The organism is Rhizobium rhizogenes NBRC 13257 (assembly GCF_000696095.1).
GTDB lineage: Bacteria > Pseudomonadota > Alphaproteobacteria > Rhizobiales > Rhizobiaceae > Rhizobium > Rhizobium rhizogenes.
The window spans coordinates 34,598-49,984 of the sequence record NZ_BAYX01000026.1; the positions used below are offsets into that span (position 1 = coordinate 34,598).

The window sequence follows — 15,387 nt, forward strand, 5'->3', positions numbered from 1 at the left end:
ATCAATCCTTGGCGGTGGCGAAGGCGAGCATCTGTTCGAACAGTGTCTTGTAGCCACTCCAGGCAATGAAGCCTGGCGGCAGCCAGTGCGGCCCGACGTCCGATGTCCAGGCGATGGTGCGCCCCTTGCCATACCGCCCCGTGACCAGCAACGGCAGGGAGCCGTAATCGGAGGAAACCGTCGCCAGAACCTCCGCGTCGTCCTTGACGGTAACTTCGTTGAAACCGAGCAGAACCGGCCAGTCCTTGCCGAGCCCCGCCAGGATCGGGTGGCTCTCGTCGCCAGTGACGACAGGTGCAAACCCTTCCGGCACCTCGACCCGGTCATCGACGGACAAGCATTCTACCGGCAGGACATCCTCGACCGGCGTCTTGCGATAACGCGCACCACCATTGATGCCCTGGAAGCTGTAATAGCCGCCGAACATCAGCAGGCCGCCGCCACCCCGCACATAGTCGCGCAGCAGGCGCAGACGGTTCGGCGTCGTCTTCGAGTGGATCCAGGTATCGGGATGAAGAAGCAGCGTGTTTGCGCCGATATCCGACAGGACAACCGCATCATAGGCGGATAGCGCCTCGATGGTCTGCGGGAAATCACGCTGCGCCTCATGCGCCGGCATGAAGGTGACATCGAAGTCGCTGTTCTTCAGTGCGGCCAGCAATTCGTCAGCGCCGGTGTGATAGGTCACGGTCGGAAACTGATCGAAACCCTTGATATGGGTTGCCGTCGATACCCAGGATTCCCCGGCGAGAAGGATCTTCTTCTTGGACATGTATGCTCCTTGCGATGCAGATTTCTTGGCCGGTCAAGCGGCGGAAAAAACGGATTTCGGATTGTCGGTGAGCATGCGGTCGATTGCCGCCTGCTCGACACCATGGCGCAGCAGCCGCGGCACGAAATGCTTGAGGATGTAGCCGTAGCCAAAGCCGCCATAGCGCGTCAGCATGATCTTCAGGAAGACATCCTGCGACAGCAGCAGCCGGTCGACAAAGCCCATGTCGACCAGCGACTGGATGGCACGGGCATTCTCCTCGTCCGACGGCGATTGTGCGTCCTGATCGGCATAATAATAGTCCATGCCGATCATGTCGTATTCGAGAAACGCACCCCGCTCGGCCAGGCTCTTCTGATAGGTGAGATCGTTGTGGCTCGGGTTCATGTGGCAAAGGACAGTGTGCCTGAGATCGGCGCCCTCCTCCTCGACGACATCGAGCACCTTATGCGCCAGCCTCTCCCAGCCGGGAAGATGGATTGAAAGCGGCAGGCCGGTGATGCGGGAAGCGCGGGCAGAGGCGCGGAGTGACTTCAGCTCCTCGGCGGTAAAATCCTTGCTGACGCCCACCTCGCCGATGATACCGGCCATGATATCAGGCTGTTCGGCACCGCCGCCGACATCGTTGACGATGAACTCCGTGATGGCATCAAGGTCCATACCTTTAAGCCATTCGGGATGGGTATGTTCGAGATAGAACCCCGTCCCCATGATGATCTTCATGCCGGACATGCGTGAAATGCGCGCGAGTTTTTCCGGATCGCGGCCGATGCCGATATTGGTCGCTTCGATGACCGTATGGCCGCCGAGCGCCTGGAATTTCTTTAATTCGGCGAGCGCCAGATCGCTATCGTCCAGCGAGACATTGTCGCGGTTCATATAGGGATTCATCCGCAATTCGCCGACGATCTCGATATTGACCTTCTGCTCGGCAATCAGCCTTTCATCGGGATGGCAGGGGCATTTCCAGGTTCGTGCACCGTCGAGCAGGATATGCTCGTGCATGAGCGTGATGCCAAGATCATCGACCGAGACCGGTCCCAGGACCGTCATGGCGGTGCCGGATGCAATGCCGATCGGCGCCCGCTCCGGCGGTGAGGTTTCAAACAGATGATCCATGCTTCATCGGCTCCTGACGGCACCCTTGAAGATCCGGAAGTTCAGCCAGATCGCAATCAGGATGATGGCGCCGGTGACGATCGGCGTGAGAAACGGCGACATATGCGCAAGGATCAGCCCATTGGCGATGACGGCGACAGTCAGCGCACCGAGAACCGTACCCAGGATCGTACCACGCCCGCCGAACAGGCTGGTGCCGCCGAGAACCACCGCGGCGATGACGTCGAGCTCGAAACCCTGGCCGGAATTGGAGGATCCCGAGCCGAGCCGGGCTGCGAGAATGATGCCCGCCAGGGCCGCTGCCGTACCGGACAGCATATAGACGCAGAGGGTGACGAAGCGGGTGTTGACGCCGGCGCGGCGCACCGCCTCGGCATTGGCGCCGACGCCGGTCACATATCGGCCGAAAGGCGTCTGATTGAACACGATATAGGCGAGAACCAGGACAAGGAGCGCGATCAGCGCCGGCACGGGCACGCCCAGAAACCACGCCCTGCCGATTGCCGTAAACGGGCTCTCCGCATCCACCGGGATGGAATAGCCGGCGGTAATCAGCAATGCCAGACCGCGCACGACCGAAAGCCCCGCAAGCGTGACGATGAAGGCCGGAATGCGCTCATAGGCGATGAAGAAGCCCTGCAAGGCACCAACGGCTGCGCCGAGAAGCAACATCAACACGACAACGAGCGGCCAGGCGATACCCGCCTGCAGCGCTGCCGCCGAAAGGGTGGCCGCCAGGGCAAGCACCGATCCGACGGAAAGGTCTATTCCGCCCGTGGTAATGACGAATGTCATCGAGGCAGCGACGATCAGCAGGGGTGCGGACTGTCGAACGACATTCAACAGATTGGGAGCCGTCAGGAAGGCACCGGTAAAGATGGAAAAGAAGACGCAAACGACGAGGAAGAACAGGGCGATCGAAATGATGCTGCCATTGCTCATGATCTTGTCGCGCCATCTGGTCTTGTGGATGCGCGAATGCGGTGCCGCCGCAACGGGCGCATGTGCCGTAGAAGAGGATGTCGTCATGCCTGAGCTCCCTGGTCGTGGCGATGGCCGGCCGAGCGTGCCTGGAATTTACGACCGACGATCAGATTGACGACTTCCTCGATGCTCGTGTCTTCAATCCTGCGTTCCGCGACATTGCGCCCTTCGTACATGACCTGGATGCGGTCACAGACGAGGAACAGATCCTGGAGGCGGTGGGTAATGAGAATGACGCTGACGCCGCGGGCGCTGACCGTCTTGATAAGGTCGAGCACCGCCTCGACTTCGGCAACCGCAAGAGCCGCCGTCGGCTCATCCATGATCAGAACGGAAGGGTTGAACGACGCCGCCCGGCCGATCGCGATCGATTGACGCTGGCCGCCGGACAGGTTTTCCACCTTCAGCCGCGTATCGGCGATGACGATGCCGAGCCGGTCGAGCATGTCACGTGCCTCGTCATGCATCTTCCTGTTGTCGAGAAACGGAAGCCCGAGCACGTGGCGCCGGGGCTCGCGGCCGAGAAAGATATTGCCGGCCACATCGACGCTGTCGCAGAGCGAGAGGTCCTGGTAGACCATCTCGATACGAGCTGCGCGTGAATCGGCGGGGGATGCGAAGCTCACCGTCTTGCCATCGATTTCGATAGACCCGGAATCGGGAATGACCGCCCCGGACAGGACCTTGCTCAAGGTCGACTTGCCGGCACCATTGTCACCGACGAGGCCGAGAACCTCGCCAGGCTTCAGGGTCAGCGATACATTGTCGAGTGTCTGGATCGTCTGGTAGCGTTTGGAGATACCGGTCATCTTGACGCGGTAGATGTCGTCGTTCATGGCGTTTCCACCTGAAAAGAGTATGCTATGCGGATGTCGCGAGAACCGTGGCCGCTCAATGGCCACGGTCGCATATGCGGGCTGCTTACTTGAACATGTCCCGGAACTTGTCGACATTGTCCTTGGTGACGATCGTCACCGGAACATTGATGATCTTGTCGATCGTCCCACCCTTTTTGACCTTGTCAAGCGCCTCGACGGCAGCCTTGCCTTCGCCGGCCGGATCCTGCTGGATGACCGCGGTGACCCAGCCCTGGTCGATGCCCTCGATCGCCTGCTTGGTCAGATCCCAGCCGAACACCTTGATGTCGCCAGTGCGGCCCTGGCTTGTCACGGCCGAAACCGCACCGAGCAATGCCGGCTCGCCGGTCGCATAGAGCGTCGTCATATCGGGATTGGCCGTCATCAGGTTTTCGGCAGCACTGAGCGCGACATCCTGGACATTCTGGCCGTCGACCGTGTCGAGAAAGGTTACCTTCTCGCCGCTGTCGGCAACGGTCTTCTTAAAGCCGTCAAGACGCTGGTTCTGGATGAAGGAGTTGAGCGCGCCGACGACGCCGATCTTGGCCGAGCCGCCCATCTTGCTCTTGACGTAATCAGCATAAAACTTGCCGATATCACCGCCCGCCTTGGTGTTGTCGACACCGACGAAGGCGATATTGTCGCCATCGGGGATCTGCGCATCGATGGCGATGACCGGAATGCCAGCCTTCTTGGCCGCCGTGATCGCCGGCTTCACGCCGTTCACGTCGATCGCGACCAAAATGATGCCGTCGACCTTCTGGGTGATGTAATTCTCGATGGCGTCGTTTTGCGCGCTCGGCACGTTGTTGGCGTTGAAAATGACAAGATCGGCACCGACAGCCTTAGCTGCGGCCTTCGCCCCGTCATTGATCTGATTGAAGAAGAGAGCCTGCTGGTTGATGGTCACCAGCGCGAAAGTTTCGGCGGAAGCGGATGCAGAGCCGAAAGCAAACGTCAAAGCTGCGGCTGCAGCGCAACCCGCTGCAAATCTGGAAAGGCGCATATGTGTTCCCCTTGCGGAAAGGCCCGTGATCGGGCTCATTGGCATTATTAGCGAGGGGCATAATTCAAGAGACTTGAATGGTTGTCAAGTCTCTTGAATTAGACTTGACGTAGCGCATGCCGGAAAGGCGCGGAGACTCCGGATCGATCCTATCGGATGATCAGAATGTTGCCGGCGTATTGACCCAGAAAATGCTGGCGCGGGTCGTTCCGACGTTTCGGTACCAATGCGGCAGTTCGGATCTGAACACGAAAGAATCGCCGATCGAAAGCCTAAAGGTCTTTTCGCCGACCATCAGCTCAATCGAGCCGGCAAGCAGATAGCCGACCTCTTCGCCGGCATGCTGTATCGGCCCTGCACTCTCCCCGCCCGGCTCGATGTGGTGAATGTTGCACTGAAGCAAATGACCCGGCGAATAGGGGATGATCCGCTCAAGCGAGATCCCCTCGCCGCGCCGCAGCGGATCGAGCCCGATCAAGGGGCGCGTTCCAGCCCGAAAGACGATCCCTTCCTCACCGTCGGCCTCCTCGAACATCCAGCCGATATTCGTGCCCAGCACCTCTACCAGCCGATGCAGCATCGGCAACGAGGGCGACGCCTTGCCGTTTTCAATCTTCGACAGAAGGCTCTCCGAACAATCCGCCGCCATCGCCAGCGCCTTCAACGTCATCCCAAGCATCTGCCTGGCCAGCCGCAGCCGCGTGCCGAGACGACCATGATTGGCGGCTGACGGACGATCATCGGTGCCTGGCTGGCTTGGCTGGATGTCGATTTTCATGGGGGTTCATTTGTCCGGAATGATTATGGCCGGATAGGAGATTATCGGAAACTAAGCGGGCCTGTCCACAATCGATATTTCATAATACTTACCCAGTTTCCTGACGCAGCAGGAGATTCACAATGATACAAATTCGAAACGTACGTACCCGAGATATCGAACCACGTCTTCCCGATATGCTCACGTATCCCGCGCTGCCAAAAGCTCTATTAGGGGCGATGTCACGTTGTTCGCTTAATCCCCGTCAAGGTGTTTGCCGATGAACTTACGCAGTTGCGCCGGTCACGGCTTTCCAATGCGCCATTGCGCGGATGCGATGAATGTGGGTGGTGAGGGCTGAGCGTTTCTGGTGCGCCGGGACGAAAAGATTTCTGATTGTTGAAAAGACCGAGATGAAACATTGCAAGCCGCCGACGGATCGAAATCCCTGCATCATCCGCTCCCGTTTTCGCAGCGGCACATGAGAATTCTCGGCCCGGTTGTTCAGATGGGATGGTTGCCGCCCTCCCCAGACGGCATCGCAATGTGCCAGGTTGGTGGTGTTGAAAGCCACGAAGCGGAAAGGACGGCAATATAAAGGATATTATGATTGGGGTGGATCTGGCAAAGAATGTTTTTCAGGTCCACGGTGCGTCAATGACGGGGCAGGTTTAAGCAGTTGGGTGCATAGAAATATCCGTCAGGGTGCAGGCTGCGACCGTCGTCCATCCACGGATTGTAGAAATGAATTAAGGTGGCTGATCGCCCCATTAGTTTGTCTAAAAAGCTGGCGTGACTGTAATGGTCGCCTGGAACCGACCAGAGTTCCGGAATTGAATAAATAGTCTTAACCCCCGCCTTCGATCCGCCCTTCAGCGTGAGGTAATCAAGGAGTTCACCGCTGGTTACCCGATGCCATTTCGTGACATTTATGCCTACGGTGCAGACACCCGCATAATTCAATCCAGCTTTGAATAAAAGGATTGCCAGAACCACGATCCCGGCCAAGCTGAGCCCCAATAAAGCTTTTGAAAACATCTCGACCTAGCATAGCAACTAATAGCCTTTGAACGGTAGAGATGCTTATGAAAAAAAGCAGCTTAAGACTGTAGAAAGTGCCATTGTTTATTAACAATGAACGAACGCTCAATCGTCGTAAATTGATGTGACATGGGACCCTCTGCGTGTGAAATTTAATTCAAATAGAATTCGATGATGTCTGCAGAAAAGCTCTTGAAATCTTCCAAGTCTTTTGGATTTTCATTTCGTCTGTACAAGTCTATCGACGCCAAAAAGGCGTTATCGATAAGGAAATTGTATGAGCATACCCGACCTTCCGGGAGACATTTAAGAAACTCCGCTTGTCGAAGTTCTTGTATTTTATTTCCACGTCTTGTAATTGCGCCGCCGTCAATTGGATTTAGCCATGCTTGATCGTTATTATCCTGCGAAAAATTGGAGAGTTTCTTATTCAATTTTCCAGGTATACTAAGACGGACATTGTAGATGTGAAGACTTTTGCCATCACCCACTCCAACAAATTGGCACCACGGCTTTCCGCGAGCTATGGCGTTGCAATCGATCGGGATGTCAAAAGAAACGTATTCCAGAGGGAGAGAAGCGACTTGTTCATAGCGCGAGAAGTATTTCTCAAGTGCCTTTGATTTTTGGTCTGATGATGTGCCAATTGAGACCGTTTGATCCGGCTCGGCAAGGGTGATTGACAGGGCCCCTTCTGCGCGAAAATTGAACCTCACGCCATTCATCGTCCCATCGAAAACTCCGATGTGCGAGCCCAAATCGCGTAGCTTTGCAATGCTCGCCGCTGTAACTTTCCAACTGAATAATGCGAACGGAGCTGTCAAAACGATGATCGCAATAATTGCCCAACCTCTCAAATTTATCTCCGTATAAAATCAGAAAGAATGGCCTGCTGCCGGTCTATCGGACACGAGGTTGAGCTAACCCCACCTTGGTTCCAAAGTCATTGGGGCTGAGATAGCCCAGTGTCGAGTGGCGCCGCTTTGGATTGTAGAAGCGCTCGATGTAATCGCACACATCCGCTTTGGCGTCATTCCTCGTGCGATAAACCTTCCGTGCCGTTCTCTCCGTTTTCAGTGATGAGAAGAAGCTCTCCATGGCGGCATTGTCCCAGACATTTCCAGAGCGGCTCATCTAGCAGGTAATTCCGTGGTCTCCCATGAGGCGCTGGAACTGCTCGCTGGTATACTGGGCAGATTCAACCGGTCGTCGCAACACCTTGAATTAGGAGGTTACGATGCATTCCAAAAATCGACGCTCGGCGCGATGCACTCGAAGCAAATTGGCTTCACCTGCCCTTTTCCAGGAAAGGACTGGCTGCGACTGACCAGCTTCACCGCTTCAAGCTTATACTCGCGGCTGAATATTCGTCTTTGCATTCATGCTCTCCGGTTTCAGGAAAAACACCTTAACTCGATGTCCATGAAACCGGCAGCAGGCCAAATACCTTGGTCTTGATGCGAGTCAAACCCGCGATCCGCCAATTGAATTGTGAGGCGTGATAAATACTAACCAAGACAATTTAGTATATATTGTTTATAATCAATATCTTATCGATGAAATCGATACGATTGGAAATTTTCATATTTGAAACTATTGCGTATCTGAACTATGCGATAGTTTCAATTCCCTTGAAATTTCAAAAACGGTGATGTAACTTTCCCGTATCTGAAATACGCAAAAGCTACATATATGCCCCTTCATCTCGTCGGCGAAAACATTGATAAAATGCGTGGTCACCGCCAAGCGGAGGCCGGTAAGCTCGTGCAGCTCATGCGCGGCATCTATGTCGACGCCGACGACGATATAGACCAGACAATACGGACCCATGCTGTACGCATCGCCAAATATCTCTATCCGAATGCCTACCTGTCGGCCGCCAGCGCCGTCCTGCTCGGCCCGATGCGCGATGGCCGCCTATTCCTGACTGGCCGCCGTGCGCAGCGACAGCGCATCAGGACGCTCGAAATCATTCAGAACAAAGCGCCTGACCACCCTTCCATCGCGCAGGCGGCGATCGGCGACGACATGGGCGAGTTCCGCGTGGACGTGTCTTCGCTGCGCCAGCGTTTTCTGGAAGCCTTCCGCATCCGTAGTGAACATGCGGCCTCGTTCAACGAGGACATGAAAGAGGCAATCGCCGCGCGGCTGATCGAAGAATACGGGAGTGCGCAGAACGCAGCCGATGCAGTCTTCAAGCTTGCTCGCGACAATGACTGGCTTGACGAAGGGAGTGCTGCAGAACGTTTCCTCAAACGGAAGCCGGCGGCCGCCGTCGCCGTTGCCAACCAGGCCGCGCTCGACCTGATCGTGGCATGGCACGGCGTGCCGATCGGCAACCTGGCGCATGATGGCTTCGAATGGCGATGGAAGGCGTCCGATCCGGACGGCCCACCGCTTGTGCGCCAGACTACGCCGGGCAGATTGCCGCCCTTCATTGAAGCGCTACTCCCGGAAGGCTGGCTCAACAGGGTGCTGAACAGCCCGGACGAGCGGGCGGAACTGCGTACCGGTAAGCGGTACATGTCAAACATCGCAATTGTGGAGCGGGCAAGCGAACTGGCGGCCTTACCACCCGATATTCTGCTGACAAGGCTGAGCAGCTTCACGGCAAATCACCTGTTCACAGGGACCTATGCAGGTCCCGGCCGCGGTGACATCCAGGACACGTTCGAACAGAACCTGGCAAGGATCTTTGCGACTGGCACCACACCACGACTGTCGGGCGTACAGATCAAGGCGCCAATGTTCCTCGATGCGGACGGCACCCTGATACCGAGCATGAACAAGCCGTTCACGCATATTCTGAAGCCCGCCAGCACGGCAGGATTCGAGGCGCTGCCGGCAATCGAATGGCAATCCATGGAGCTTGGCCGAGCGGCTGGATTCATTGTGCCCGCCATTGCGCTCGTCGTTATGCCAGATGGCATGCCGCATGCGCTTGCGGTTGAGCGCTTCGATATCCGCACCAGCCTTGACGATGTCCGCCGTCTGGCACTCGAGGACATGACATCCGTTCTGGGCGTGCGCGCGGAAGACAAATACACGGGCACCATGGAGCGGATAGCAGCCGCCCTGCGCCCGCTCTCCACCGACGCCGGCGCTGATCTGCTGCTGGTCTTGCGGCGGGCACTGTTCGCGTGGCTGATCGCGGATGGCGATATGCATTTGAAGAACATGGCTGTCCTGAAAATCGTAGAGCCAGGCAGGGAGGATTTTAGCTCTGTCCGCATGGCGCCGCTCTACGACGTGGTAACGACGCGGGTGTTTCCGAACCTGCAGAACGACCACATGGCGCTCAAAATGAGCGGCAAGGACGAACGGCTAAAGAGAGCGGATTTCAGGCGATTTGCGGCGACGGCGGGTATTCCCGCGGCGCTGGCAGATACGGCAGTTGATGATCTGGTCGCGGCGCTTGCGCACGGCCTGGACACTCTCGCTCTGCCGACGCCGCTGACGGACGGTTCAGTTGGCGCTGAACGGGCGGCGCTGATGCGGGAAGTTGTCCGCGAGCGTCTGGCCACGTTTGAATAGCGTGGAGCTATTGCAGTTCGGCTGTAAGCTCCAGATCGCCCGCAGTCATTCCGCACGCAGCACTGATCCATTGAGAATTAAGCACCCGCAGCAGGCCAACCCGCACGCCGCGCGAGCTTGTGTGAAAAAGCGCCAAGGATGACCCCGTGGATATGGGGCATAAGTTTTAAAATATACTCAATTTGCTGGAGAAAGAAGCGGTCATGTCCGGCGTCGCTCAGAGCCGATCCACACAACGCCGCTGATGGCGCTGTTGATGATGTCACGGATGAGCCGAGTGATCGTGTCTGCGGCAGCTGGGATGGCTGGGCCACCATCACGAATATTGGAGACGCAGTTTCGGGTTGCGTCCCGGTTACCTGTCTGGGGACCGATAGTGATGTAGGCACCGAGGCTATCGGAAGCAGAAAGACCGGGTCTTTCTCCGATTAACATGATCGAGATTTTTGGCCGGAGAGCGTCACCTATTTGATCAGCGATCGCCACCCGAGCCTGAGAGGCATCTAGCCAGCCTATTGTCTGAGAAGACGCAAAGCATCCGCGTGAAGCTTTGCCGTAGCGGTCGCAAGAACTCGACCATCCGAATGAATGGACAGTGGATTTCCCTGCCAATCCGTAATGCAGCCTCCCGCGCCCTCGACCACCGGGACGAGAGCCATGTAGTCGTAAGGCTGCAAACCGGTTTCCAGCGCGATGTCGCAATATCCTGACGCCAGGAGACCGTAAATATAGCAATCGCCGCCGAACCTCCGCATTCTCGCTGCCCGTGACACTGTCTCGTAAGCATTGATTTCAGAACCGCTGAACATGTCAGGTGAGGTTGTGTAGAAACGCGCCTCCGAAAGGCTTTCGCAACCGCTTGCAATGGCGGGCTTGCCGGCAAACAGCGTTTGGCCGGCCTTCGCCTGCCATCGCTCGCCGGTAGCGGGCACATCGATCAGGCCGCAGAAGGACGTCTCCCGATATGTCAGCGATATGAGCGTGCCGAAGAGCGGGAAGCCCGTGATGAAGCTCTTGGTGCCATCGATCGGGTCGAGCACCCAGGTGAAGTCGTCGCCTTCCTTAACGCCCATTTCTTCGCCGTAGATTCCATGGGTCGGAAACCGAGCCTCGATCATGTCACGGATCAGCTTCTCGATCGTTCGATCGGCGATCGTGACCGGACTCTCGTCCAGCTTCGAGATGACATCGAGCGGTGTACGGAAATACGAGAGCGCAAGCGGTCTTGCCGCATCCGCAAGTTCATTTGCAAACGCGATGAAGGTATCGACTTCGCAGGTGGGAATATCGAGAAGGGACATTATAGGGCTTTCAGATGAAGCGGCCAACGCGGATCCTGGATGATCGAGCGGGCGCGCATGTGTTTCCAGATTCCGTACTTGTAGAAGTCGAAATCCAGCGTCGAAATCCTGTTCTGGACCATCGCCCAGGTGCTCCATTTGATGTCGGCCAGCGCCTTATGAACCATGAAGCGGGCGTGCTGGCCCTTGTCGTAACGGCCGAAGTATTCCTCGATAATAGTGCAGTCGATGTCCTCGGAGAAGAACATCTCGCCGCTCCAAATGGCGAGATCATAGAGCCGTTCATTGTTTGAGGCATACTCGAAGTCGATCAGTTTGATCGATTTGTCCGTGCCGATCAGATAATTGCCCGGCATCGGATCGTTGAAGCAGGGCACGAGGTCGAGGCCCGAAGCCTCAAGCGCTGCTCGTGCCTGGGTGTAGGACCGATACAGATAGTCGTGATCCAGTGGCCAGTAGCCTCCGAGGTCGCGGACCTGTTGGTAGTGCTCCTCGATCATGTCGAAGACGGTCTTCGTCAGCGGCAGCGCTGGAGCCGCATGGAATTGCTTGTAGACTCGTACTGCCTCCATGCGGATGGCTGGATCCGTGAAGTCCTTATGGGTCGACACGCGCCGGTCGTCGATGAATTCCGCGATCTCGATCTCGAGGTGATCGAGGTAATCGAAGGTCCGCGGCCCTATGCCGATGGTCTCGGCTTGCTTGCTGGCCGCCGCGGCGGCCTTCCGGTCGATAAACATTTCCGTTCCTCGCCCTGGGATCTTCAGGAAGTAACCGCGTGGATCACCTTCGACCTCGATCCGGAAGTTGGTATTGCTGATGCCGCCCGAAACCGGCCGGTAGCGAAGGCGACGCCCTTTCCAGGGCTCCACCTGCACGATTGCGGCTTCGACCGCATGCTCGGCGTCCGTCCTTGCCATCCCCAGTTCGTTCATGTCTTTCGTTCCCTGCATATTCTTGTTGTCTAGATTGCCCGCAGACGGCTTTCGAAATCCGGATGTCCCAGAAGCATGCGGCAGCGCAGGAAGCGCCAGCCAGCATATTTCAGGAACTCCACACCGCTGGGCGGGGATCGCAGCTCAAGCACGAGGCTGCGCAATGCCCAATAGAGATCATCCGCTGCCGCATAGGCGCGGCAGCGATTGAAAGTCTTCTGCGAGAATCCGCCGTCGTGTATTTCCAGAAGCGGCTTCATCTGGCTGTCGAATTGGTAGAGCTCGTTCATCTGGACGCCGAGCTGGTAATAGGGATCCATATCGCCGGCCATGTCGAAGTCGACGAGCTGCATCGCACCGTCCGGTCCGAGCATGACGTTCGAGGAGTGCGGATCGCCATGAGCGGGCTTGTAATCCACACCAGACGCTTCGATGGCATCGCGGATCGGCGTCATCCAGCCCAACATCCAGTCTGCGTCGCCGGGAAGCTCCCCACCGCCTGCCTTCACGATCGGCCAGAGTTGCGCGATGCCGGCGAACACCGACCACCGTCGACCGAACGGATTCCCGCCGGCGACGGCAGTCTGCATTCCGATCAGCCGCCTGGCCGTGTCCGGATCCATGAGATCATCGATCTTGGCCGTGCGCCAATCGTCGCCGAGGCGGCGAGACAGTGTTCCGCGGGTTAAGGGGTCGAAGTGGAGTGGCTCCGGAGAAATGCCCAGTGAATGAAGCTGCCTGGCTGCAGCGAAAGCCGTTTCGGCGTCGACGATGTCGGCGACCTCATCAATACCAAGGCGCAGAAAGTATTCGGGCTCACCCCCTGACGCCGAAACATCGAAGCTTCTCGACTCGACCGCGTTGTAAGAAGGTGAAGCAACTGCCGGCATCGAAGGCCGATAGGTTGGCGTGCCGCCATTCAGGACCGGGAAGGCTGACAGCGCCATCTCTACCCTGGCTTCGATTGGATTGTCCGGCGTTCCGACTGCTTTCATTCGGCTGCCTCGCTGAATTGTGCTGCCTGCACTCCCTCGCTGGCGAGTCTGTAGAGCATGTCGGCCAGGATCTGGGTGCCAAGTGCCTGGTCCTCGGGCGACGTGTACTCCGTCGGATGGTGGATCACGCCATCCCTGCTCTGAACTGCAAGTACGATCGACGGGCAGGCATTCGATAGGGCGACGGCATCGTGACCGCCGATCGTATCGAGGTGACGGGATGTCTGGCCGCGATTAGCCGCAGCGTCCTCCGCCAGCCTGATGAGGCCTGGCGCAAAGCTGCCCGCCTTGCGGCGATCAATCGACCGCACCTCGTGGGTAACACCGGCCTTCAGCGAGGCCTCGTCAATCTTCATCTTCATCTTGTGCTCAGCTTCGGCCAGAACCTCTGGCGAGCCGGAGCGCAGTTCTATGAACAGAACGGCTTCCGCAGGCACCACATTGGGCGAATTCGGGAAAATCTCGAGACGGCCAACGGACGTATGGAGGTCGAGGCCATGCTCGTTTGCGATATTTTTTAGATCGGCAATCAGATAGGCAGCCGCCAGAACCGCATCCTTGCGCTGCGCCATCGGCGTCGCACCGGTATGGGCCTGCCGTCCGAGGAACGCCAGACGGTACTTGGTTGCACCCCAGTAGCGTGTAAAAATGCCGAAGCGTTCACCTGCGTTGAACAGGTGGCTGTCGCCCTCGATGTGCAGTTCAACGAGCAGGTCCGGTATCTCCACCTTGTCCTTGCCTGCATATCCAATCGCCTCGAGCGACTGGCGCACGGTGATACCGTCGCCGTCCGCGCGGTCGAGCGCCCAGTCAAGTTCGGCCGCGCCGGCGAAGACGCTGCTTCCCAGCAAGCTCGGCTGGAAACGTGCGCCTTCCTCGTTCGTCCAGTTAACGACCTGAAAGTTGCAGGCTGACAACTTGTTCTCGGCCTTCAGCCTTTCCGAAACGGACAGAATAGCCTCGCAGGCGGCGATGACGCCGAAAGCTCCGTCGAAACGACCGCCGTTCGGCTGGCTGTCGATGTGCGAGCCTACCATGACGACAGGTGCGTTCGAACCGGCCAGCGTCACTTTGCCGAACTGGTTGCCGATCGCGTCGACGGCCAACTCGAAGCCGTTTTGCGAGAACCACTGCCCGAGCCAGTCGCGGGCTTGGCCATCCTCCTTGGAGAGCGTCAGGCGGGTCATGGCGCCGTCAGGACCGCCGCCGAATTTCGAGACGTCCTCCATCATTGTCTGGAGACGCTTGGCGTTGATCGGAGCTTGAGAAGGAGAAGAGACGTCAGGCATGTATAATTTCCACGTTGGATTGATTGAAGTGATCAGAAAATTCCTTGGCGATTACGCCGCTGGTCACAACGGCATCGATCTCGTTGAGGGCAAGCGTATGGATGGAGCCAAGGCGACCGAATTTCGAACTGTCGGCCACGATGACCGAACGCTTGGCCTGGGTCCTCGCAATACGACGCAGGATGGCTTCATCCTCGCCAAAGTCCATAAAGCCGCGCTCAATATGGATGGCGCTGATCGCGATGATGGCCAAGTCGAAGAAGTGCTCTTTCAACGCTGCAATCGTCTCGTGCCCGTAGGTGGCCTGGTACTCGGGACGCAGGCGTCCGCCAAGAACCCGCACGCTGGCCTGCGGGACGTTGAAGAAATGGGAGGCGACCGCCAACGAGTTGCTGACGACGGTGATGTCCGTCCGAGCTTCCAGATGCTTCAGGCATGCGATAGTGGTCGTGCCGGTATCGATGAAGACTTTCATCCCATCTTCAACGAGCGCTGCGGCCGCCTCTCCAATGCGGGCCTTTTCACGGGCGCTGACGCGAAGACGCTCCGGAAACGGCTGGTCGCTTTCCTGCTGATCGATGACCGCGCCGCCATAGACCCGGCGCGCGTAGCCTCGCGTCTCAAGCTCCTTGAGGTCACGCCGGATAGATTCCTGGCTGACGTGGAGCTGATCGGCAAGGTCCTTCACGTTGACACGCTGGCTCTGCTTCAGCATATCGAGGATGACCTTTAGTCTATGTTCCGTGAAACTCATGGATGTCCCTTGAATCAAGAAGTTCACTCCGGCCTCGATGTGT

15 protein-coding genes and 2 pseudogenes are annotated in these 15,387 nt (G+C 57.5%); 1 reads left to right on the forward strand and 16 read right to left on the reverse strand.

The genetic code is table 11. The features are described 5' to 3' along the window. Nucleotide 1: 1 nt before the first annotated feature. The 10 genes and pseudogenes from RRH01S_RS31480 to RRH01S_RS33815 form a co-directional block, all read right to left on the reverse strand. Complete coding sequence (locus tag RRH01S_RS31480) at nt 2–772, reverse strand: glutamine amidotransferase (RefSeq protein WP_015918020.1); 771 nt, start codon at nt 770–772, stop codon at nt 2–4. A 33-nt stretch (nt 773–805) separates the two neighbouring features. After that, complete coding sequence (locus RRH01S_RS31485; RefSeq protein WP_015918021.1) at nt 806–1,891, reverse strand: phosphotriesterase family protein; 1,086 nt, start codon at nt 1,889–1,891, stop codon at nt 806–808. Between the two features lie 3 nt (nt 1,892–1,894). Continuing rightward, nucleotides 1,895–2,920 (reverse strand): ABC transporter permease, encoded by a 1,026-nt coding sequence (locus RRH01S_RS31490; protein ID WP_034515867.1) that lies wholly within the window; start codon nt 2,918–2,920, stop codon nt 1,895–1,897. After that, a complete protein-coding gene (locus RRH01S_RS31495; RefSeq protein WP_037219545.1) occupies nt 2,917–3,711 on the reverse strand; it encodes an ATP-binding cassette domain-containing protein in 795 nt (264 codons plus the stop codon). Before RRH01S_RS31495 ends, RRH01S_RS31490 begins: the two co-directional genes overlap by 4 nt. An 85-nt stretch (nt 3,712–3,796) precedes the next feature. Continuing rightward, a complete protein-coding gene (locus RRH01S_RS31500) occupies nt 3,797–4,738 on the reverse strand; it encodes an ABC transporter substrate-binding protein (protein WP_015918024.1) in 942 nt (313 codons plus the stop codon). Nucleotides 4,739–4,898: 160 nt separating this feature from the next. Then, nucleotides 4,899–5,516, reverse strand: a complete 618-nt coding sequence (locus RRH01S_RS31505; protein ID WP_042477284.1) for a cupin domain-containing protein — start codon at nt 5,514–5,516, stop codon at nt 4,899–4,901. A 265-nt stretch (nt 5,517–5,781) separates the two neighbouring features. Beyond that, nucleotides 5,782–6,018: pseudogene (locus RRH01S_RS33810) on the reverse strand (DDE-type integrase/transposase/recombinase); the annotation flags it as partial. A gap of 131 nt (nt 6,019–6,149) precedes the next feature. Next, the gene (locus RRH01S_RS34265; RefSeq protein ID WP_131596082.1) at nt 6,150–6,533 is read right to left on the reverse strand and encodes a hypothetical protein; all 384 of its coding nucleotides are present in this window, start codon (nt 6,531–6,533) and stop codon (nt 6,150–6,152) included. Nucleotides 6,534–6,688: 155 nt separating this feature from the next. Further along, nucleotides 6,689–7,393 (reverse strand): hypothetical protein, encoded by a 705-nt coding sequence (locus RRH01S_RS31510; RefSeq protein WP_042477287.1) that lies wholly within the window; start codon nt 7,391–7,393, stop codon nt 6,689–6,691. Between the two features lie 43 nt (nt 7,394–7,436). Then, nucleotides 7,437–7,730 (reverse strand): annotated as a pseudogene (locus RRH01S_RS33815) (integrase core domain-containing protein); the annotation flags it as partial. 498 nt (nt 7,731–8,228) lie between these two features. On the opposite strand from RRH01S_RS33815, the gene RRH01S_RS31515 reads away from it, so the two are divergent. Next, nucleotides 8,229–10,070 carry a type II toxin-antitoxin system HipA family toxin gene (locus tag RRH01S_RS31515; protein ID WP_042477290.1) on the forward strand — a complete coding sequence of 614 codons (1,842 nt, stop codon included), beginning with the start codon at nt 8,229–8,231 and terminating at the stop codon, nt 10,068–10,070. A gap of 201 nt (nt 10,071–10,271) precedes the next feature. On the opposite strand, the gene RRH01S_RS33820 is transcribed toward RRH01S_RS31515, so the two are convergent. From RRH01S_RS33820 to RRH01S_RS31540, 6 genes are read right to left on the reverse strand one after another with little or no spacing between them, the layout of a single operon-like run. After that, nucleotides 10,272–10,682, reverse strand: a complete 411-nt coding sequence (locus RRH01S_RS33820; protein WP_306464984.1) for an ethanolamine ammonia-lyase light chain EutC — start codon at nt 10,680–10,682, stop codon at nt 10,272–10,274. Next, nucleotides 10,583–11,371 (reverse strand): histidinol-phosphatase, encoded by a 789-nt coding sequence (gene hisN, locus RRH01S_RS31520; RefSeq protein ID WP_042477293.1) that lies wholly within the window; start codon nt 11,369–11,371, stop codon nt 10,583–10,585. Before hisN ends, RRH01S_RS33820 begins: the two co-directional genes overlap by 100 nt. After that, a complete protein-coding gene (locus RRH01S_RS31525; RefSeq protein ID WP_007689565.1) occupies nt 11,371–12,306 on the reverse strand; it encodes a choline/ethanolamine kinase family protein in 936 nt (311 codons plus the stop codon). The genes hisN and RRH01S_RS31525 overlap by 1 nt, the downstream gene beginning before the upstream one ends. A gap of 29 nt (nt 12,307–12,335) precedes the next feature. Next, on the reverse strand, nt 12,336–13,301 hold the full coding sequence (locus tag RRH01S_RS31530; RefSeq protein ID WP_015918029.1) for a phosphotransferase: 966 nt from the start codon (nt 13,299–13,301) through the stop codon (nt 12,336–12,338). Beyond that, nucleotides 13,298–14,590: a Zn-dependent hydrolase gene (locus RRH01S_RS31535; protein ID WP_034515865.1), complete on the reverse strand. Its 1,293-nt coding sequence runs from the start codon at nt 14,588–14,590 to the stop codon at nt 13,298–13,300. The genes RRH01S_RS31530 and RRH01S_RS31535 overlap by 4 nt, the downstream gene beginning before the upstream one ends. Beyond that, a complete protein-coding gene (locus RRH01S_RS31540) occupies nt 14,583–15,344 on the reverse strand; it encodes a DeoR/GlpR family DNA-binding transcription regulator (RefSeq protein ID WP_015918031.1) in 762 nt (253 codons plus the stop codon). Before RRH01S_RS31540 ends, RRH01S_RS31535 begins: the two co-directional genes overlap by 8 nt. Nucleotides 15,345–15,387 lie beyond the last annotated feature (43 nt).

What these genes read in the sequence shown, in the direction of transcription:
- RRH01S_RS31480 (WP_015918020.1), bottom strand. Translation starts at nt 772, where the DNA reads ATGTCCAAGAAGAAGATCCTTCTCGCCGGGGAATCCTGGGTATCGACG.
- RRH01S_RS31485 (WP_015918021.1), bottom strand. Translation starts at nt 1,891, where the DNA reads ATGGATCATCTGTTTGAAACCTCACCGCCGGAGCGGGCGCCGATCGGC.
- RRH01S_RS31490 (WP_034515867.1), bottom strand. Translation starts at nt 2,920, where the DNA reads ATGACGACATCCTCTTCTACGGCACATGCGCCCGTTGCGGCGGCACCG.
- RRH01S_RS31495 (WP_037219545.1), bottom strand. Translation starts at nt 3,711, where the DNA reads ATGAACGACGACATCTACCGCGTCAAGATGACCGGTATCTCCAAACGC.
- RRH01S_RS31500 (WP_015918024.1), bottom strand. Translation starts at nt 4,738, where the DNA reads ATGCGCCTTTCCAGATTTGCAGCGGGTTGCGCTGCAGCCGCAGCTTTG.
- RRH01S_RS31505 (WP_042477284.1), bottom strand. Translation starts at nt 5,516, where the DNA reads ATGAAAATCGACATCCAGCCAAGCCAGCCAGGCACCGATGATCGTCCG.
- RRH01S_RS34265 (WP_131596082.1), bottom strand. Translation starts at nt 6,533, where the DNA reads ATGTTTTCAAAAGCTTTATTGGGGCTCAGCTTGGCCGGGATCGTGGTT.
- RRH01S_RS31515 (WP_042477290.1), top strand. Translation starts at nt 8,229, where the DNA reads ATGCCCCTTCATCTCGTCGGCGAAAACATTGATAAAATGCGTGGTCAC.
- hisN (WP_042477293.1), bottom strand. Translation starts at nt 11,371, where the DNA reads ATGTCCCTTCTCGATATTCCCACCTGCGAAGTCGATACCTTCATCGCG.
- RRH01S_RS31525 (WP_007689565.1), bottom strand. Translation starts at nt 12,306, where the DNA reads ATGAACGAACTGGGGATGGCAAGGACGGACGCCGAGCATGCGGTCGAA.
- RRH01S_RS31530 (WP_015918029.1), bottom strand. Translation starts at nt 13,301, where the DNA reads ATGAAAGCAGTCGGAACGCCGGACAATCCAATCGAAGCCAGGGTAGAG.
- RRH01S_RS31535 (WP_034515865.1), bottom strand. Translation starts at nt 14,590, where the DNA reads ATGCCTGACGTCTCTTCTCCTTCTCAAGCTCCGATCAACGCCAAGCGT.
- RRH01S_RS31540 (WP_015918031.1), bottom strand. Translation starts at nt 15,344, where the DNA reads ATGAGTTTCACGGAACATAGACTAAAGGTCATCCTCGATATGCTGAAG.